Raw genomic sequence first — 19,203 nt, forward strand, 5'->3', positions numbered from 1 at the left:
GCCTGAAAGTTTCGACACGCCTCTTCCAACCCCCGAAGGTCTTTGACCTCGGGACCTGCCGGGCCTAACGTCGAAGTATCAAGTTCCCTTGCTTACGGCAGCCGCGCAAGTCACACTGGAAAGTGCGCCCCGCGGAATAATTACACGCATGGTCTTCATGCCAAGGCTTGCCGTTACAAGTTCCCGGGAGCGTACGACAAGGAGGATCCAGGTGAGTCCCAAAGGCGAAGCAGGCGGGCTAAAACAGCCCACGGCTGGTGTTGCTGTGCCCGTGAGCGGTGCCCAGGGCCTCCTGTTCACCGAGGACCTTCCCGTACTGGACGAGGACGCCGGCTACCGCGGTCCTACTGCCTGCAAGGCAGCCGGCATTACTTACCGCCAGCTCGATTACTGGGCCCGGACGGGCCTGGTTGAGCCGGCCGTCCGCGGCGCGGCAGGATCCGGCTCCCAGCGGTTGTACGGATTCAGGGACATCCTGGTGCTCAAGGTGGTCAAGCGGCTCCTCGACACCGGCGTTTCCCTTCAGCAGATCCGCACCGCCGTTGAACACCTCCGGGAACGCGGCGTCGAGGACCTGGCCCAGATCACGCTCATGAGCGACGGCGCCAGTGTCTACGAGTGCACGTCCGCGGACGAAGTCATTGATTTGGTGCAGGGCGGCCAAGGCGTTTTCGGCATTGCCGTGGGACGCGTCTGGCGCGAGGTGGAAGGCAGCCTCGCGTCCCTGCCCAGCGAGCATGCCGCCGAGCAGTCCTTTCCGGACGATGAACTGAGCAAGCGGCGCGCCGCCCGGAAGATCAGCTGACCGGTTCTTACACGTAAACAATCAGGGCGGCCCTCCAGTTGGAGGGCCGCCCTGATTGTTTAAGACGTGAGGTCCTAGCGGGCGCGGCTGCGCAGACCCTTGCCGGACGCCATCAGGGTGGACAGCAGTTCGTCGAACAAACCGGCCGCGGACTTGGCTGAATCCCCGGGCCAGTGGTGGACGGGGTGCGCCGCGCCCTGGATCTGCTGCCAGTTGGCCTGTTCGGGAATCCGCGGGCTCAGCAGGAGTTCGCCGAACATGGACTCCATCTCCGCCAGGCGGTAGGTGTGCTCGGAAGAGCCGCTGCGGACGCGGTTGGCCACGATGCCCGCCGGTGACAGATTGGGCGCAAACTCCTGCTTGAACAGCTGGATGGCCCGCATGGTGCGTTCCGTACCGGCAACCGAGAACAGGCCAGGTTCGGCAACCAGGGCGACCTTGTCGCTGGCAGCCCACGCCATGCGCGTCAGGCCGTTGAGCGACGGCGGGCAATCGATGAGGACAAGCTGGTACTCTTCCGCGCCGGCGAGCACGGCGGAAAGCCTGCGGAGGTCCCGGCGGCCAAGGTCCGGCCGGTCGTAGATTCCGGTGTAGGCAGAGCCGACGGCGACATCCAGGACAGCGGGCCCGGCGCCGTTGGAGGGGGTGCGGTCAGCCCAGCTGCTGCGCACCACGTTCCCGGCCAGTTTCGCCCTTCGTGGGCTCTTCAGCATCCGGCCGATATCCAACTGGTCGCCCGGCTGTACGCCGAGGGCCGTGGTGGCGTCGGCGTGCGGATCCAGGTCCACCACCAGCGTGCGGACTCCGGCGGCAAGCGCCGCAGACGCCAATCCTGTGGTGACGGAAGTCTTGCCGACTCCACCCTTGAGGCTGCTGATGCTGACTACTTGCACTTGAGAGACCAAAACCTAACGCCGGATGCCGTGTTGGGGGTAATGTTTGCCTCGGCAGAGCCGAAGCCGGACGGTCCTGCCGCCCTACTCATCATATGTTGATGCGTCGGCGAATCCTGCTTTACCGGGCGTCGGCATGGCACCGACTGTGCTGCCGGGGCGGTTTCCGCCAGCCAGGCTGAAAGCGATCGGGACATGACGGGAAAATCTGTGACTGTTGCCACAAAGATTTGTGTTTGTCCTTGTAGGTCCTAGACACTGTGACCACTCATCGATCCACCCCGCAATGATGCAGGAGAAGCATGTTTTCCAAAATTCTGGTGGCCAACCGCGGTGAAATCGCGATCAGGGCCTTCCGCGCCGGCTACGAGCTGGGCGCCAAGACCGTTGCCGTTTTTCCCCAAGAGGACCGAAACTCGATCCACCGCCAGAAAGCGGACGAGGCGTACCTGATTGGCGAGGAAGGCCACCCCGTCCGGGCATACCTCGACGTCGCAGAAGTGGTACGGGTGGCCAAGGAGTCCGGCGCGGACGCCATCTACCCGGGCTACGGCTTCCTGTCGGAAAACCCGGACCTGGCGCGTGCGGCCAAGGAAGCCGGCATCACCTTCGTGGGTCCGCCCGCCGAGGTGCTGGAGCTTGCGGGCAACAAGGTTGCCGCACTGAAGGCGGCCCGCGAGGCGGGCGTGCCGGTCCTGAAGTCCAGCGAGCCGTCCAAGGACCTGGACGAGCTCCTGGCCGCGGCCGATGAGATCGGATTCCCCATCTTCGCCAAGGCTGTGGCAGGCGGCGGCGGCCGCGGCATGCGCCGGGTGGATACCCGCGAGGCCCTGCCCGAGGCCTTGAAATCGGCAATGCGCGAAGCGGACGCGGCGTTCGGTGACCCCACCATGTTCCTGGAGCAGGCTGTCCTGCGCCCGCGGCACATCGAGGTGCAGATCCTCGCGGACGCCGAAGGCAACGTCATGCACCTTTTCGAGCGCGACTGTTCCATCCAGCGGCGGCACCAGAAGGTCATCGAGATCGCTCCGGCCCCCAACCTGGATGAAGGCATCCGCCAGGCCCTCTACCGCGATGCGGTGAAGTTCGCCAAGGCCTTGAACTACGTCAACGCCGGTACCGTCGAGTTCCTGGTGGACACCGAGGGCGAGCGGGCAGGCCAGCACGTCTTCATCGAAATGAACCCGCGCATCCAGGTGGAGCACACGGTCACCGAGGAAGTCACGGACGTGGACCTGGTCCAGGCCCAGATGCGGATCGCCTCCGGCGAGACCCTCGCCGACCTTGGCCTGTCACAGGACTCCGTCAAGCTGCGCGGCGCAGCACTGCAGAGCCGCATCACCACGGAAGATCCCGCAAACGGTTTCCGGCCCGACGTCGGAAAGATCACCGGTTACCGTTCGGCCGGCGGTGCCGGCGTGCGGCTGGACGGCGGCACGGTCTACTCCGGCGCCGAAATCAGCCCCCACTTTGATTCCATGCTGGTCAAGCTCACCTGCCGCGGCCGGGACTACCCGGCAGCAGTGGCCCGGGCCCGCCGTGCCCTGGCCGAATTCCGCATCCGCGGTGTCTCCACGAACATCCCCTTCCTCCAGGCAGTGCTGGACGATCCCGACTTCATCGCCGGGGATGTGGCCACGAACTTCATTGACCAGCGCCCGGAATTGCTCAAGGCCCGCGTTTCGGCAGACCGCGGCACGAAGCTCCTCACCTGGCTGGCCGACGTCACCGTCAACAAGCCCAACGGTGAATTGACCGTGCACTCCAATCCCGCCCGGAAGCTGCCTGACGTAAAAGGCATAACGGCAGCACCGGGTTCGCGCCAGAAACTCCTCGAGCTGGGGCCGGAAGGCTTCGCGAAGGCGCTGCGGGAGCAGAACGCCGTGGCCGTCACGGACACCACCTTCCGCGATGCGCACCAGTCCCTGCTGGCCACCCGCGTCCGCACCCGGGACCTCGTTGCCGCCGGTCCGGCCGTCACGGCGCTCCTTCCACAGCTGCTGTCCGTGGAAGCCTGGGGTGGAGCAACCTATGACGTCGCGCTGCGCTTCCTGGGGGAGGACCCCTGGGACCGGCTCGCTGCCCTGCGCGCCGCCATGCCGAACGTCTGCATCCAAATGCTGCTGCGCGGCCGGAACACCGTTGGCTACACACCGTACCCGGAGGAGGTCACCGAGGCGTTCGTCAACGAGGCGGCCGCCACCGGCATCGACATTTTCCGCATTTTCGACGCCCTGAACGACGTCAGCCAGATGGCACCGGCCATCCGTGCCGTGCGCGCCACCGGCACCGCCGTCGCCGAGGTGGCCCTCTGCTACACGGGCGACATGCTGGACCCGGAGGAGAAGCTCTACACGCTGGACTACTACCTCCAGCTGGCACAGAAGATCGTCGACGCCGGAGCCCACATCCTGGCGATCAAGGATATGGCCGGCCTGCTCCGTCCCGCAGCTGCCGCCAGGCTCGTGGCTGCCCTCCGCGAACGGTTCGACCTGCCGGTCCACCTGCACACGCACGACACCGCCGGTGGCCAGCTGGCCACGCTGCTGGCCGCCGTCGACGCGGGTGTGGATGCCGTGGACGTTGCTTCCGCATCCCTGGCCGGCACCACGAGCCAGCCCTCGGCGTCGGCCCTTGTCGCCGCCCTTGCCCACACTCCACGGGACACCGGCATCAGCCTGGACGCCGTCAGCTCGCTCGAGCCGTACTGGGAGGCCGTCCGCCGCGTGTACGCACCGTTCGAGTCGGGCCTGCCCGGCCCCACCGGCCGCGTGTACAAGCACGAGATCCCGGGCGGCCAGCTGTCCAACCTGCGCCAGCAGGCCATGGCGCTGGGGCTGGGGGAGCGGTTCGAAGCCATCGAGGACATGTACACCGCCGCGGACCGCATCCTGGGGCATCTGGTCAAGGTGACGCCGTCGTCTAAGGTAGTGGGCGACCTTGCCCTGCACCTGGTGGGCCTGAACGCCGATCCCGCTGATTTTGAGGCGAATCCGCAGAATTACGACATTCCGGACTCCGTGATCGGCTTCCTGTCCGGCGAGCTCGGTGATCCTCCCGGAGGCTGGCCGGAGCCCTTCCGCACCAAGGCCCTCCAAGGCCGCAGCGTGAAAGTCCGCGACGTGGAACTCAGCGCCGAGGACAGCGCCGCACTGAAGTCTGATTCCAAGACCCGCCAGCGCACGCTGAACCGGCTGCTCTTCGACGGTCCCACCAAGGATTACCTGAAGAGCGTGGAGACCTACGGCAACATCTCCGTGCTGGATACCCGCGACTACCTTTACGGGCTGCAGCGCGGCACCGAGCACGAGATCCAGCTGGAGCGCGGTGTCCGGCTGATTGCTTCCCTGGAGGCGGTCTCGGAGCCGGACGAGAAGGGCATGCGCACCGTCATGTGCACCCTCAACGGCCAGTCCCGCCCGGTCATGGTGCGCGACCGGTCGGTGGTCAGCAACGTCAAGGCCGCCGAGAAGGCCGATCCCGCCCAGCCCGGGCAGGTGGCCGCACCGTTCGCAGGTGCCGTTACCGTCACGGTCAAGCCCGGCGATTCCGTCAACGCGGGTGACACGGTGGCAACCATCGAGGCCATGAAGATGGAGGCGTCCATCACGACGCCGGTGGGCGGCAAGGTTTCCCGCCTGGCCATCTCAGCGGTGGAGCAGGTCCAGGGCGGGGACCTGCTGCTGGTCATCGAAGAGTAGGGTAAGGCTGCACAACAAAGGAAGGGTCCTTCACAAGGTGAAGGACCCTTCCTTTGTTGTGGGACGTCAGGAACGCGGCGCGGAGTACATCTCCTCGATGACGGTTTCGAAGTCCTTCATCACCTGCGCCCGCTTCACCTTCATGGAGGGGGTCAGGTGCCCTGAGGCTTCGGTGAAGTCTGCCGGGACGATGCGGAAGGACTTGATGGCCTCGGCCTGGGAAACCGAGGTGTTTGCCGCGGTAATCAGGTCCTGCACTGCTGCCTTCACTACCGGGTTGCCCGCCGCCTGCTCAAGGGTGGTGTCCGCCGGAAGGCCGTGGCGCTGGAGCCACCCTGGCAGCGCTTCCTGGTCGAGGGTCACCAGGGCCCCGATGAACGGCCTGTTGTCACCCACCACCAGGACCTGCGACACCAGGGCGTCGGCACGGATCTGGTCTTCGAGCAACGCGGGGATTACGTTCTTGCCGCCCGCGGTGACGATGATCTCCTTCTTGCGGCCGGTGATCCAGACGAAGCCTTCATCGTCCAGCCGGCCGACGTCACCGGTGTGGAACCAGCCATCGGTGAACGCCTCTGCTGTGAGGTCGTCCCGCCGGTAGTAGCCCCGCATCACGCAGACCCCCTTGGCCAGGATCTCGCCGTCGTCGGCAATCTTCACGGCGTTTCCCGGGAGGGGCTTGCCCACCGAACCGATCTTGATCCGGGACGGGGTGTTGACCGTGATGGGGGCGGTGGTCTCGGTGAGGCCATAGCCCTCCAGCACCTGCATCCCGATGCCCTGGAAGAAGTGTCCCAGCCGCTCGCCAAGCGGGCCGCCGCCGGACACCGCGTGGGCAACGTGTCCGCCCATCGCCGCCCGCAGCTTGCCGTACACCAGTTTGTCGAACAGTGCGTGCCGCAGCTTCAGGCCCAGTCCCACGTGTCCGTTCTGGCGGGCTTTGGAAAACGCAATGGCAGTTTCGGCGGCGCGGTGGAAGATGGCGCCCTTGCCGCCGTCCTCCGCCTTGGTCAGCGCGGAGTTGTAGACCTTTTCAAAGACCCTGGGCACCGCAAGGATGAATGTCGGCTCGTAGCTTTGCAGGTCGGCCAGGAGGTTCTTGATGTCCGGAGTGTGGGCCACGGTGGTACCGGCCGCCATGGCCAGCACCGAAATGAAGCGGGCAAACACGTGGGCCAGCGGGAGGAACATGATGGTCTTGGCGTTCTCGTGGACGATTTCACCGATGATGGCCAGTGCGTTGTCGGACAGCTCCACAAAGTTGCCGTGCGTGAGTTCGCAGCCTTTGGGACGCCCTGTGGTGCCCGACGTGTAAATGATCGTGGCAATGTCGTGGAGGCCGGCTGCACTGCGTCGTGACTCCAGCTCTTCATCGCTGACGTCGCGGCCTGCCTCGCGAAGGCTGTCGAGGCCTTGGCCCTCGAGTTGCCACACATGCTGCACTGCCGTGAGTCCTTCGGCGGTGACGGCCTGCCGGATGACGTTTTCGTGATGGGCGGACTCGCCGAATGCCGCCACAGCGCCGGAATCGCCCAGGTTCCAGGCAACCTGGGAAGGGGACGAGGTTTCATAGATGGGCACCGACACAGCCCCGGCGAACCAGATGGAGAAGTCCACGAGTGCCCACTCGTAACGGGTGCGGGACATGATGCCAACGCGGTCGCCCGCCCCCACCCCACTGGCGATGAGCCCCTTGGCCAGCGCCTTCACGTCGGCGAGGAACTCGGTGGCGGACACGTCGCGCCACGAGCCTGCGGAGTCCAGGCGGGAAAACAGTGCCGGGTTGCTGGGCTTGGCTGCCTGCCGCAGCACCAGGTCGGTGATGTTGGTTTCCGGAGGGACAACAACCAGGGGCGGAACACTGAATTCGCGCACTATAGCTCCTTTGATATCTGAAGTCCCGCGCAGGGGTTTGCCTAAAGACTAGTACCCCTGCCGGAACTGTGCAGTACACAAACCTACTGGCGAGTAACTTAGCCGTCAATGGGCGCTGCATGGGGGACTGTATGTCAAGACAATCCTTCCGCCCGCCTAGAATGGTGCACTATGTACGGACCGTCGTCCGGCGATCAGGCCGGCCCCCTCAAAAGACCAGCGCCCTGGCGCCGCCGTCCCGCCACGTACCGCGCCGGACAGTTGCACGGAAGTGTGGGCGGGCACCTTCGCCTTGGCCGCAAGGGGCTGGCCATCGGCATAGACATCGGGGGGACCAAGGTGGCCGCCGGGGTGGTGGACGCGGAAGGCAGGATCCTCAGTGAAGCCCGCCGGTCCACCCCGGGCACCGACCCACGGGCAGTGGAGCAGGTCATCGTGGAACTGGTGGAGGAACTCGGCCGGGGGCACCGCATCTGGTCCGTGGGGATCGGTGCTGCGGGGTGGATGGACCTGGCCGGTGGAACCGTGCTCTTCAGCCCGCACCTGGCCTGGCGCAACGAACCGCTGCGTGAGAACCTCCAGCGGCTCCTCCGCCGTCCGGTGTTGCTGACCAACGACGCCGACGCCGCGGCCTGGGCCGAATGGCGCTTTGGCGCCGGGCAGGGAGAGGACCGGCTGGTCTGCATCACGCTGGGCACCGGCATCGGGGGCGCCATGGTGATGGACGGCAGGGTGGAACGTGGCCGGTTCGGCGTGGCAGGGGAGTTCGGCCACCAGATCATCATGCCCGGAGGCCACCGCTGCGAATGCGGCAACCGCGGATGCTGGGAACAATACGCCTCCGGCAACGCCCTGGGCCGCGAAGCCAGGCTCCTGGCCCGGTCGAACTCGCCGGTGGCCCACGACCTGCTGGCAGCCGTGGGCGGACATCCCGAGGCCATCACCGGAGCCATCGTGACCGAACTGGCCCTGGCCGGCGATCCCGCCTCACGGGAGCTGATCGAGGAAGTTGGCGAATGGCTCGGCCTGGGGCTGGCCAACCTGGCGGCGGCGCTGGACCCGGGCCTCTTCGTTATCGGCGGCGGGCTCTGCTCGGCGGGCGACCTGCTGGTGGAGCCGGCCCGCAAAGCGTTCGCGCGGAACCTGACGGGCCGCGGATTCCGCCCGGCCGCAGGGATCGAGTTGGCGGCCCTGGGCCCCAACGCGGGCCTCATCGGCGCGGCCGACCTTTCGCGCGTCAGCAGCCGCGTCCGCAATTGACGACGGCGGCTGGTCCGGCGGTGGCCCAGGAGGAGCTGCGCTAGACCCTCGCGCCGTCGTCGTCGCCGTTCTTTTCTTCGGGCAGCTTCATGATCAGGTACACCGTCCCCAGCACGAACACGGCAACAATGCCGACGATGGCCAGCAGGGGCGCCGTGCGCCAGAACATTGCCGACAGCAGCAGCGCCACCGGTCCACCTACGGCGCCGAGCCAGGCCAGCATGGTCAGGGGATCGGTGCCGGCCAGGCTGGGCGGTTCCTCCGGCACGAACTCCTCGCCGTCGTCGTCCACCTCATAGTCCCGCGGTCCCTCCGGGGACCCGCTTGCCGTAGGACCGTCCGGCCCACCTGACGCCTGGCGCTGCGCCGCAGACGGTTCGGCCGGCGGCCTCCCGGCCAGGCCCAAGGGATCGAAGTCGCGGAAGGAGGACGGGCCAGGCGTTTCGGGCGCGGTAGGTCCACTTCCGGTGGGCGCAGTTTCATTGGGCACAATCCCGGTGGGCGGTTGCTCCCCGGATACAGGAGTGTCGGGCCGAATGGCCACGGTGTCCGATTCGAGCCGCGCCACCAAGTCAAGCCATACGGCGTCGTCCTGGTTGGCACCCTGGTCCGGCTGCTCCGAATCAGGCCTGTTCACTGCGGACCTCCTGTCCCGGTCCGGCCGGGCTGGCGGGCCCGGATGCCAGCACCCGGCGGATAAAGTCCACCGACCCCTCGAAGATGCGGTCGGCGTCGTTGTCCAGCGTGGCGACGTGGTAGCTGTTCTCCAGCCGGACCACTTCCAGGGGCGCGTGTGCCAGGCCCCGCCGGAGGACATCCATGCTGGCATCGGACACCACGTGGTCCACAGCGGAACGGTACACCTGGACAGGTGCCGTGACCCGTGGGAGGAGCCGGACAGTGTCCTTGAACATTTTGTTGAGCTCATGGGCCGCGGCCACAGGGGTGCGGGCATACGCGCCCTCGTCCACACCTGCCTTGAGGATGTCATTGCCGATGGACGGGGTGCTTTTCAGCACCAGTTTGAGGAGCCCGGCCAGCGACGCCCGGGGATCGTCAATCACCAGGCCGGGGTTCACCAGGAGGACTCCGGCGACCGGCCGGGTGGCCGCGATGCGCAGGGCCAGGGCCCCGCCCATGCTAAGGCCCGCCGCGAAGACCTGGTCACACTCGGCGTCCAGTTCCAGGAAGGCGTCATCCAGGGCGCCGTGCCATTGCTGCCAGCGGGTTCGGGCAAGGTCCTGCCAACTGGTCCCGTGGCCCGGCAGCAGCGGCATCCGGACGGCGAAACCGGCCGCGGCGAAGGCCATGGCCCAGGCGCGCAGGCCATGGGGGCTCCCCGTGAAGCCGTGGGACAGGACGACTCCCGTGCGGGGCCCTTCGCCGCTGAAGGCACTGCTGAAGGGGCTGTGGTCCGGACCGGACGTCATGTCGTCTCCAAGGTGCTGGTGCGGCGGGCGTGGGCGGCGACGAATTCTGCCGACCGGGCGAAAATTACGGGCGCGTCAACGTCAAGAGTAGCCACATGTCCGCTGCTGGCAAGGTCCGTCACTTCCGCGAGGTGTCCGGCCAGCCCTTTGCGCAGCAGCGCCAGCGATGTTGGCGGAACAACGGCGTCAGTGCGCGACTTGAAGACCTGGACCGGGGCGTCCACCCGGGGCAGGCCGCGCACTGCCGCCCCGAACAGTTTCTTCAGCTCATGCACGGCAGCCAGCGGAGTCAGCGAATAGTCGCCGTCGTCCGTCGCGGGTGCCGTGGGTTGGTCCTCCTGAATGGGAACCGTGGTCCGCTGGAAGTATTTGAGGAGTCCTATGATCCGCACCCGCCGGTCGTAGAAGCTCAGCCCGGGGTTGACCACACTGACACCGGCCACGTGGTGGCGGGACGCCGCAAGCAGTGCAATGGCACCGCCCATGGACAGACCCGCGGCGAAGCAGGCATCGGTGCGCCCCGAGAGATCCAGGAGGGCCGTTTCGTAGCTGCGGTACCAGTCTTTCCAGCTTGTCCGCGCAAGCTGGCGCCAGTCCGTGCCGTGCCCCGGCAGCAGGGGGACGGATACGGCGTACCCCAGCTCCGCCAGGTGCTGCGCCCACGGCATGATGCTCAGCGGACTGCCCGTGAAGCCGTGGCATATGGCTACCCCGATGCGGGCATTGGCCCCGTGGCCTGGATAACTGAAAGCGGCCGGCCGGGTCGGGATGCTGCTTTCAGTCATGACTCCATCGTGTCACTGTTCCCGCCAAATCTCACTAGAGTAGGGTTGCATTGACTCGCTGGCCAGGCCCGACGCAGGGCCCGGGGGCTGCCTTCCGGAGAGGTTCACCACGTGTTCTATTGGGTTATGAAAAGGATCTTCCTCGGTCCGGTGATCAAGCTGCTGTTCCGGCCTTGGGTCAAGGGCCTGGACAATATTCCCGCGCAGGGGGCCGCCATCATCGCCTCCAACCACCTTTCATTCTCCGATTCCATCTTCATGCCACTCATGGTGCGGCGGCCCGTGGTCTTCCTGGCCAAGTCCGAGTACTTCACGGGCACCGGAATCAAGGGCAGGCTGACTGCCGCGTTCTTCCGCCTCACCAACCAGTTGCCCATGGACCGGTCCGGAGGCGCTGCCTCTGCCGCATCCCTGAATGCCGGGATGGAAGTACTTAACGCAGGCGGCCTGCTGGGCATTTACCCCGAGGGCACGCGCAGCCCCGACGGGCGGTTGTACCGCGGCAAGGTGGGCGTGGCCAGGCTGGCCCTGCAGGCCGGCGTCCCAGTGATTCCGGTTGCCATGATCGGCACTGACAAGGTCCAGCCCATCGGCAAACGGCTGCCCAACATCCGCCGGATCGGGATGATCTTCGGCGAACCGCTGGACTTCAGCCAGTACCGTGAGCAGGCAGAGGACAGGACGGTCCAGCGCAAGGTCACGGATGAGATCATGTCCCAGCTGATGAGGCTTTCCGGGCAGGAGTACGTGGACGAGTACGCCGCCGTGGTGAAGCTTCGGCTCGCCGGCAAGCCCGGAGAACCCGTGGCTGCAGCCGAACCGCTTGCCGCTCCGGTGGCCGCCGACAATGGTTTTGTCCCGGAGCCAGGCGCCGGAGGACCGTCCGTACCGCAGCCCGGTGCCCGCGACGACGCCGGGGACGACGCCGGAACATCGGCGACGGGGTAGCCGGACCTTCCACGGGGCGCGCCGCAGTTGTGACGGCGGCGGCGGTCAGCGTGACGGCCAGGTGCCCGGTGGTGCCGCCCTGCCGTTAGTCTTAGAGGGTGACTGAGCTATCTGCAAAACCCGCCTTTTCGCTGTCCAGCACCGCCCAGAGCGGAGCGGCAAACTATCCCGGACTGGACCACTGGCGGGACCTTCCCATTTCCCAGCAGCCCAGTTGGCAGGACCGGGATGTATTTGAGGCTTCGGTGAAGGAACTCTCCGTCCTGCCGCCGCTGGTGTTCGCCGGCGAAGTGGACGTGCTGCGCGAGCGCCTGGCTGCTGCCGCCCAAGGCAAGGCGTTCCTGCTGCAGGGCGGTGATTGCGCCGAAACATTCGAGGCCGCCACGGCTGACAAGATCAGCGCCCGGGTCAAAACCATCCTCCAGATGGCCGTGGTGCTTACCTACGGCGCAGCAATGCCGGTTATCAAGATGGGCCGGATGGCCGGCCAGTTCGCCAAGCCCCGCTCCTCCAATGACGAAACCCGTAACGGAGTGACCCTGCCCGCCTACCGCGGCGACATCGTCAACGGCTATGACTTCACCCCCGAGTCACGCGGCCACGATGCGTCGAGGATGCTGCGTGCCTACCACACTTCCGCATCCACGCTGAACCTCATCCGGGCCTTCACCCAGGGCGGCTTCGCGGACCTGCGCTCCGTGCACCAGTGGAACAAGGGCTTCACCGAGAACCCGGCCCACGCCCGCTATGAGTCGCTGGCCCGCGACATCGACCGGGCCATCAAGTTCATGGCGTCCTGCGGCGCCGATTTCGAAGCACTTAAGCGGGTTGAGTTCTTCGCAAGCCACGAGGCCCTGCTGCTCGACTACGAACGCGCCCTCACCCGCATCGACTCCCGCACCGGCTTCCCGTACGACACTTCGGCCCACTTCCTCTGGATCGGGGAGCGCACCCGCGAGCTGGACCACGCCCACGTCGACTTCCTTTCACGGGTGCGCAACCCGATCGGCGTCAAGCTCGGGCCGTCCACTACCGGTGATGACGCCCTCCGCCTGATCGACAAGCTGGATCCGGACCGCGAACCCGGCCGGCTCACCTTCATTACCCGTATGGGCGCCGGCAACATTCGCGAAAAACTGCCGGCCGTCGTCGAAAAGGTCACCGCCTCCGGCGCGCAGGTCCTGTGGGTGACGGACCCCATGCATGGCAACACCGTCACGTCGCCCAACGGTTACAAGACGCGCAATTTCGACGACGTCATTGACGAGGTGCGCGGTTTCTTCGAGGTGCACCACGGGCTGGGGACGGTACCGGGCGGCCTGCACGTCGAGATGACCGGCGATGACGTCGCGGAGTGCCTGGGTGGCGCGGACCCGATCGACCAGGAGGCCTTCCTGGACCGCTACGAGTCCGTCTGCGATCCCCGCCTGAACCACATGCAGTCCCTTGAGATGGCGTTCCTGGTGGCCGGCGCCCTCGCCAAGCACTAGGACCAGGGCAGTAAAAGGGTGGGCCGGCACTGCCGGCCCACCCTTTTTCATTGAAAGACAGGGGGCTACACCACGGTGATGGTGATGACTGAGCCCTCCGGAACTTCCCGGTTCACCGGCGACTGGTCCCTCACCGTGCCGAAGAAGCCGCCCAAAATGTTGTTCACCCGGACCTGGAAGCCGAGTGCTTCCAGCGCCTTGCGCGCTTCAGTTGCCTGCTTGCCGATGTAGCTCGGCACCGCCACCATCCTGGGGCCCTTGGAAAAGGTCAGGGTAACAGTGCCACCCCGGGTCAGTGTCCCGTTGGCGGGGGACTGGCTGACGACGGCGCCCTCCGGGATGTTCCGGTCAAACACCGCCTCCGGGGCTACTTTGGCAGTGAGGCCTGCTGCCTTCAGTGCCGCCACGGCGTCGTCCCCGGATTTCCCGACCACCGAAGGGACGGCGATGGGCTGCGGGCCCTTGGAAACCACGATCGCAACGGGGGTGCCGTGGCGGGCAGGCGTGCCCGCGGCAGGGTCCTGCGACATGACGGTTCCAGCAGCCGCCTGTTCATCGAACTGTTCAGTGACAGTGCCCAGGGCCATGCCATCGGAGTTGAGGGAGGTCTTCGCCTCAGACAAGGTTCCGCCCGTGAGTTTCGGCAAGGGGAAAAGCTGGGGACCTTTTGAAACCAGCAGGGAAACCGGCTGGAACTTCCGGATCTCCGTCCCCGCGGCGGGGTCCGTGCCCACTATCAGCCCGGTGGGCACCTCGTCGTCGAAGACATCGCTCGTAGTGGAGCGGAAGCCCGCTCCGCCCAGCAACTGCTGGGCCTGCGCCACAGTCTTGTTGGCGACCGCCGGTACGGCGGCCGCGGCGCCCGGACCCATTCCGAAAAACCAGCCGGCGCCCGTCGCCAGGAGTGCGGCGATGATGAGGACCAGGACCCAAAGGATGCCGCGGCGGCGGGGATTTCCCTCCCGAAGCGTGCGCACCGGCGTGGCAGCGGCAAGGGCGCGGAGTTTCCCGCTTTCCTTGTCCGCCCGGCGCTGGGCCCGCTTGCCCAGCCGCGGCGGGGGAGACCACCCGTTGTCCGCATCGTCGTCGTCGGGCAATGCTAATCCGGGCCGTTGGTGGTATGGCACCTGGGCGGCAGGGCCCGCCGATGCCGACGGGGCCGGTGCCTCCTGCCGGCCGGGCGGGTAGGCAGGGGCGGCGGGCCGGGCGGGAGGCATCAGCGTTGTGGGGTTGCTGCGCCGTGCCAGGACCTCGGTCTGGTGCTGGGACGCGGCGGCAGCGGCTGCAGGAGGCAGCAGGTCCAGTTCGGCATCAGTGAGGTTGGTCCGGATGTGGCGCAGTTCCTGCAGCAGGGCATTGCCGTCCACCGGCCGGTTTTCCGGATCATTGGCAGTACACCACTGCACCAGTTCGTCCACTTCCCCGGCCAGCCCCGGCACCAGGTCCGATGGCGGGCCCACGGTTCCGTTGACGTGCTGGTAGGCCACCTGGATGGGGACTTCGCCCTCGAACGGCTGCCTGCCGGTCAACATCTCATACAGCATGATGCCCACGGAGTAGACGTCGCTGCGGGCGTCTGCCGGCTTGCCCAGGACCAGTTCCGGGGAGATATAGGCCACCGTTCCGAGCAGGGCCCCGGTGCTGGTTGAACTGGTAACGGCACGGGCAAGTCCAAAGTCGCCTATTTTGATCCTGCCGTCATCGGCGATCAGGACGTTCTCGGGCTTGACGTCACGGTGGATAAAGCCGGCAGCGTGTGCCGCGCCCAGGCCCTCCACCACCGGATCGATCAGTGCCAGCGCCAGCCGGGGAGGCAGGGCACCCCTTTCCCTGAGAACGTCCCTCAGCGTGTGGCCCTTGATGTACTCCATTACGAGGTAGGCCGTGTTGCCGTCATTGCCCTGGTCAAGGACACCCACCACGTGCGGATGCGACAGCCGGGCGGCCGCCTTTGCCTCCCGGCCCAGCCGGTCCAGGAAGTTCCCGTCAGCAGCGAGGTGGGGGTGCAGCACCTTCAGCGCCACCTCACGGTCCAGCCTTTGGTCTATGGCCAGGTAGACGGTGGACATTCCGCCACGGGCAAGCCTGGAGGTGACTGCATAACGGTTGTCCACCAGGGTCCCTGCAACTGGGTCTGACACGTGTTCCTGCACCATACGATCCTAATCCCGCAGCAAAACGCGTCCGACACGAAAACGGGTCCGAACCGGTAACGGTTCGGACCCGCACTCAGGAACTGGCCGGCGGCCGGCTCAGCCGAAGTTCTTCTGGTGCGCCTTGATGGCAGCGAGGTAGGCCTTGGTGTCGTCGTACATGCCGTACTTGCTCACCGAGTACTGGCCCTGGTAGTACCCGGCAATGGCGGTGTCCTGGTCCTTGCTGGTGGCCAGCAACTGCCGGATGATGGCGATGCCGGCTGTGGCATTGTCGTAGGGGTCCAACAGGTTCAGCTTCCGGCCCACCAGGTCTGAGGCCCACTGCCCGGAACTGGGAATGACCTGCATGGTGCCGATGGCGTTGGCCGGTGACACGGCGCGCTGGTTGAAACCGGATTCCTGGAAGGCGAAGGCGAGGGCCAGGGAAGGATCCACTCCCATCCGGCGTGCCGTATCGGCAACGATGTTCTTCATTTCATCCCGCGAGGGAACGGGGGAGGCGTTCAGCAGGGCCTTGTTTTCATTGGCCGAGCTGACCACGGCAGCCGGGTAGCTGAAGCCCAGGAAGGAGCTGGGCACCAGGGGCGCGGCAGCAGGCTGCGGGGCCGCAGCAGCCGGCTGCGGATCCGACTGGCCGGAGCCGCCGGGAATGGCCAGCTTGCTGCCAGGGTAGATGATGCTGGTCATGCCCAGCTTGTTCGCCGAGAGCAGGTCAGACAGCTTTACCCCGTGCCGGGATGCAATCGCCGACAGCGTGTCTCCGGCTTTGATCGTGTAGGAGCCGGTTGCCGGTGCTGAGGTGGCGGCCAGCGCAGGTGCGGCCGGGGCGGGGGCCGGGGCCGCCGCGGGAGCAGGCGTGGAATCGCCGCCACCCACCTTGATCTTCTGCCCCGGGTAGATGATGGAGCGCATGGAGAGATTGTTCCAGGTGAAGACGTCGGAAAGGGCCACGTTGTGCTTTGCTGCGATCGCACCGAGGGTGTCGCCCGGCTTCACCGTGTACGTTGCTCCACCAGCAGGTGCCGGAGCAGCCGGGGCAGCCGCAGGTGCGGGGGCCGCAGGTGCAGCCGAACCGGACAGCTTTAGTTTCTGCCCCGGGTAAATGATGGTGTTGGCCTGCAGGTTGTTCAGCTTGAGGATTTCGCCGGTGTCCAAACCGAAGCGGCCGGCAATCGCGCTGACGGTGTCGCCGCGGGCAATCGTGTACTCCGCAGGTGCCGCCGGCTGTGCGGGCTGGAAGGCGGCCGGGATGGTGGTGGATACCACGGCGGCGGGAATCACCGTTCCGGCTGCCTTCGCTGCAGCCTGGGCCTTCATGGCTGCTGCGAGGCTGCTGGGGATGTTCCGTGCGGGCTGCTGTGCTGCGGCAGGTTGGGCGAGGGCCAAGGATGACAATACGACCGCTGGCAGCGCCGCTGTGGTGGCGGCAATCATCGGCAGACTCGGCTTGGGGGGCTGCTTTGGCGAGCGGGACGTCGTCATCGAAAGGAATCCTCTTCTCAACTGCGGGTGCGGACGCGGACGGGGATGCCGCTGTCAATCTTGATACTACTGTGACTCAAGTTATTAGTGTTACAAATGTTATGAGTGTGAATCTCTCATGAATTAGCGGATAGCACAAGAATTTTGGGATTCCCCGTAATGCCCTCTTTTCGGGAGTGTCCGCAGGCCAGGAGCGGAATGGAATGCTCCGACTAGGCGCGGGGGTGCGCAGCGTGGCAACCTTGATCCGTGAATAACGTAGAAAACCTGGTGGGCGAGTGGCTGCCACTGCCCGACGTCGCCCGTTTATTGGATGTCTCCATCACCAAGGTCCACAGCCTGATTGACGAACATGCCCTCGCTGCATTGCGCGTTGGGGAACGGAAGATCCGGTCGGTTCCAGCGGAATTCATCCAGGACGGCCAGGTAGTGGACAGCCTTAAGGGGACCATCGTGGTGCTGGCAGATGCCGGCTATTCGGACGAGGACCTTATTGGCTGGCTGTTCACCGCCGACGAATCCCTGCGCGGCCGCCCCATCGATGCCCTTCGGGAAGGGCGCAAGACCGAAATCAGGCGCAGGGCCCAGACTCTGGCCTGGTAGCTGCCGCTTTCAGGAGGCTCGGCTGACGGTAGCTTCAGCCAGCTTCCGAAGGGCGGTCTTGGGCAGCTCGTCCAACGGAAGCCCGTCAAGGGCATCGAATGCTGCCGCGCCGAATTCATTGATAAGGACTTCCGTGGCCTGCAGCGCGCCGGAATCCTCGATAATCCGTCGAATTTCGACGATGTCGGATTCGGACAGATCGGGCCTGCCCAGGCTGGCATCGATGAACGCGGACTCTTCCGGCGAAGCCTGGTCCAGGGCGAGGGCCACCAGAACGGTCCGCTTCCCTTCACGCAAATCATCGCCGGCCGGCTTGCCTGTGGTCAGCGGATCCCCGAACACGCCCAGGACGTCGTCGCGGAGCTGGAAGGCCTCGCCCAGCGGGAGGGCGAACGCTGAATAGCCGCGGAGCAGGTCATTGGACGCTCCGGCCAAAGCTCCGCCCAACGCCAAGGGGTGCTCGGTGGAGTACTTGGCACTCTTGAACCGGATGATCGATTGCGCCCTGCCAACGGCACCGGCGCGGTCCCGGACCGGTCCGGCCACTTCCTCCAGGATGTCCAGGTACTGTCCGGCCATGACCTCTGCGCGCATGAGGTTGAAGATAAGCCTGGCCCTGCTGCCCGACGCAGCCGGCTCGCCGATGTCGGTGAACGCCTCCTCGCTGAAGGACAGGCAAAGGTCGCCGGCAAGGATCGCTGCGGCCTGCCCAAACCGTTCGCTGTCCAGCGCCCAGCCCTGCGATGTGTGCAGCTGGCTGAAGCGGCGGTGCACGCTGGGACCGCCCCGCCGGGTGTCCGAACGGTCGATGATGTCGTCGTGGATCAGGGCGGCAGCCTGGAACAGCTCGAGGGCTGCCCCGGCCGTGACCACCTGGCCTGATCCGGCCTCGCCGCCTGCACCCCGCCATCCCCAGTAGCACATCAGGGCGCGGAGGCGTTTTCCGCCGGTCACCAAATTCGAGATGGAACCCATGATGGGCTCGATGTCCGGGGAAATGCCGGACATCACCGACTGGCGTGCGGTCAGGAAGCTGGTCAGCTCGCCGGCAACTCCTGCCACAAAATCAGCCTGTTCATTCCTCAACTGCTCCGCGGCCGTCACTTGGCTGACTCAGCTGCCACGTTGGCCCCGATGGTGAAAGTGGAAACACCGGCGGCTTCCACCACGGAGAGGTTCACGGTCTCGTTGTCACCGCGGACGAAATCCTTGGAAGCCACCGCGCCCACCTTGTCCCCGGGAACGGCCTTGAAGCCCTGGCCTTCCAAAGCCTTGGAATAAAAGTCCATCACGGAGGCAGTGGGCGCCGTGACAGTACCCACGAGGGCTGCAGTGGCGGGCGCTGAGGCCTTGTCAAAGCTGCTGGACACCACTGTTGCCCCCGGCATCAGGGGCAGGAGTTGCTGGGGGAAGCCCGCCACGACGGCGCCCACGGTTGCGGACGTGTTGGGCGACGCCGAGGGGCTGGGGGAGGCGGTCACAGTGGATTGGGTCGCGGCGACGGATGCGGACCGGGACGGCTCTGCCTGGCCGGACGGGGTCTGGCATGCCGCCAGGGTAAGTGCCCCGATGGCGGCAAGCGCGGCCAGGCCAGCTGGCTTGAAGTTTCCAATAGCCGTCACAGAGACTTTCCTCCTGGTGTTGTTGGCGGAACCAGCCTCCAGTTTAGCCAGCCTCCCCTGCCGCCCTGACAAACCTGCAGTCTCCGGTGAACCGATAGGATGGGATCCGTGGGGCCCGCAGGTACGAACCAGCCAACCGCCGCGCGCCCTCCG

General features: G+C 66.1%; 15 protein-coding genes. 6 read left to right on the top strand and 9 right to left on the bottom strand.

Annotated features, from left to right (window positions below; all coding sequences use genetic code 11):
• The first annotated feature begins 211 nt into the window (after positions 1–211).
• Positions 212–805, top strand: coding sequence for a MerR family transcriptional regulator (locus LDO86_RS07805; RefSeq protein WP_018763528.1), 594 nt, complete (start codon positions 212–214; stop codon positions 803–805).
• Positions 806–879: 74 nt separating this feature from the next.
• Here LDO86_RS07805 and LDO86_RS07810 read toward each other — a convergent pair whose 3' ends face one another.
• Positions 880–1,698: a ParA family protein gene (locus tag LDO86_RS07810; RefSeq protein WP_018771496.1), complete on the bottom strand. Its 819-nt coding sequence runs from the start codon at positions 1,696–1,698 to the stop codon at positions 880–882.
• 302 nt (positions 1,699–2,000) lie between these two features.
• On the opposite strand from LDO86_RS07810, the gene LDO86_RS07815 reads away from it, so the two are divergent.
• A complete protein-coding gene (locus LDO86_RS07815) occupies positions 2,001–5,399 on the top strand; it encodes a pyruvate carboxylase (protein WP_018771497.1) in 3,399 nt (1,132 codons plus the stop codon).
• 66 nt (positions 5,400–5,465) lie between these two features.
• Here the strand turns inward: LDO86_RS07815 and LDO86_RS07820 are convergent, their stop codons facing one another.
• Positions 5,466–7,274: an AMP-dependent synthetase/ligase gene (locus LDO86_RS07820; RefSeq protein WP_224084416.1), complete on the bottom strand. Its 1,809-nt coding sequence runs from the start codon at positions 7,272–7,274 to the stop codon at positions 5,466–5,468.
• Positions 7,275–7,445: 171 nt separating this feature from the next.
• Here LDO86_RS07820 and LDO86_RS07825 point away from each other — a divergent pair, with 171 nt between their 5' ends.
• Positions 7,446–8,534 carry an ROK family glucokinase gene (locus LDO86_RS07825; RefSeq protein ID WP_026266105.1) on the top strand — a complete coding sequence of 363 codons (1,089 nt, stop codon included), beginning with the start codon at positions 7,446–7,448 and terminating at the stop codon, positions 8,532–8,534.
• 40 nt (positions 8,535–8,574) lie between these two features.
• On the opposite strand, the gene LDO86_RS07830 is transcribed toward LDO86_RS07825, so the two are convergent.
• From LDO86_RS07830 to LDO86_RS07840, 3 genes are read right to left on the bottom strand one after another with little or no spacing between them, the layout of a single operon-like run.
• A complete protein-coding gene (locus LDO86_RS07830) occupies positions 8,575–9,171 on the bottom strand; it encodes a hypothetical protein (protein WP_018771500.1) in 597 nt (198 codons plus the stop codon).
• Positions 9,158–9,964 (bottom strand): alpha/beta fold hydrolase, encoded by an 807-nt coding sequence (locus tag LDO86_RS07835; RefSeq protein WP_018771501.1) that lies wholly within the window; start codon positions 9,962–9,964, stop codon positions 9,158–9,160. Before LDO86_RS07835 ends, LDO86_RS07830 begins: the two co-directional genes overlap by 14 nt.
• Positions 9,961–10,749 carry an alpha/beta fold hydrolase gene (locus tag LDO86_RS07840; protein ID WP_018771502.1) on the bottom strand — a complete coding sequence of 263 codons (789 nt, stop codon included), beginning with the start codon at positions 10,747–10,749 and terminating at the stop codon, positions 9,961–9,963. The genes LDO86_RS07835 and LDO86_RS07840 overlap by 4 nt, the downstream gene beginning before the upstream one ends.
• Positions 10,750–10,860: 111 nt before the next feature.
• Here LDO86_RS07840 and LDO86_RS07845 point away from each other — a divergent pair, with 111 nt between their 5' ends.
• Entirely contained in the window at positions 10,861–11,697 is an 837-nt protein-coding gene (locus LDO86_RS07845) for a lysophospholipid acyltransferase family protein (protein WP_026266106.1), read from the top strand.
• Between the two features lie 98 nt (positions 11,698–11,795).
• Entirely contained in the window at positions 11,796–13,187 is a 1,392-nt protein-coding gene (locus LDO86_RS07850) for a 3-deoxy-7-phosphoheptulonate synthase class II (RefSeq protein WP_018771504.1), read from the top strand.
• A gap of 65 nt (positions 13,188–13,252) precedes the next feature.
• On the opposite strand, the gene pknB is transcribed toward LDO86_RS07850, so the two are convergent.
• Both pknB and LDO86_RS07860 read right to left on the bottom strand, forming a co-directional pair.
• Complete coding sequence (pknB, locus tag LDO86_RS07855; protein WP_018771505.1) at positions 13,253–15,343, bottom strand: Stk1 family PASTA domain-containing Ser/Thr kinase; 2,091 nt, start codon at positions 15,341–15,343, stop codon at positions 13,253–13,255.
• Positions 15,344–15,439: 96 nt separating this feature from the next.
• Positions 15,440–16,825 (bottom strand): lytic transglycosylase domain-containing protein, encoded by a 1,386-nt coding sequence (locus LDO86_RS07860; RefSeq protein WP_026266107.1) that lies wholly within the window; start codon positions 16,823–16,825, stop codon positions 15,440–15,442.
• Positions 16,826–17,074: 249 nt separating this feature from the next.
• On the opposite strand from LDO86_RS07860, the gene LDO86_RS07865 reads away from it, so the two are divergent.
• Complete coding sequence (locus LDO86_RS07865; protein ID WP_026266108.1) at positions 17,075–17,428, top strand: Rv2175c family DNA-binding protein; 354 nt, start codon at positions 17,075–17,077, stop codon at positions 17,426–17,428.
• 9 nt (positions 17,429–17,437) lie between these two features.
• On the opposite strand, the gene LDO86_RS07870 is transcribed toward LDO86_RS07865, so the two are convergent.
• Together LDO86_RS07870 and LDO86_RS07875 are read right to left on the bottom strand one after the other, a co-directional pair.
• Positions 17,438–18,532: a polyprenyl synthetase family protein gene (locus LDO86_RS07870; RefSeq protein ID WP_056389738.1), complete on the bottom strand. Its 1,095-nt coding sequence runs from the start codon at positions 18,530–18,532 to the stop codon at positions 17,438–17,440.
• Positions 18,529–19,050, bottom strand: coding sequence for a hypothetical protein (locus LDO86_RS07875; RefSeq protein WP_018771509.1), 522 nt, complete (start codon positions 19,048–19,050; stop codon positions 18,529–18,531). Before LDO86_RS07875 ends, LDO86_RS07870 begins: the two co-directional genes overlap by 4 nt.
• Positions 19,051–19,203 lie beyond the last annotated feature (153 nt).

The sequence above is a fragment of the Arthrobacter sp. StoSoilB19 genome, from assembly GCF_019977275.1.
In the GTDB taxonomy this organism is placed as follows: Bacteria; Actinomycetota; Actinomycetes; order Actinomycetales; family Micrococcaceae; genus Arthrobacter.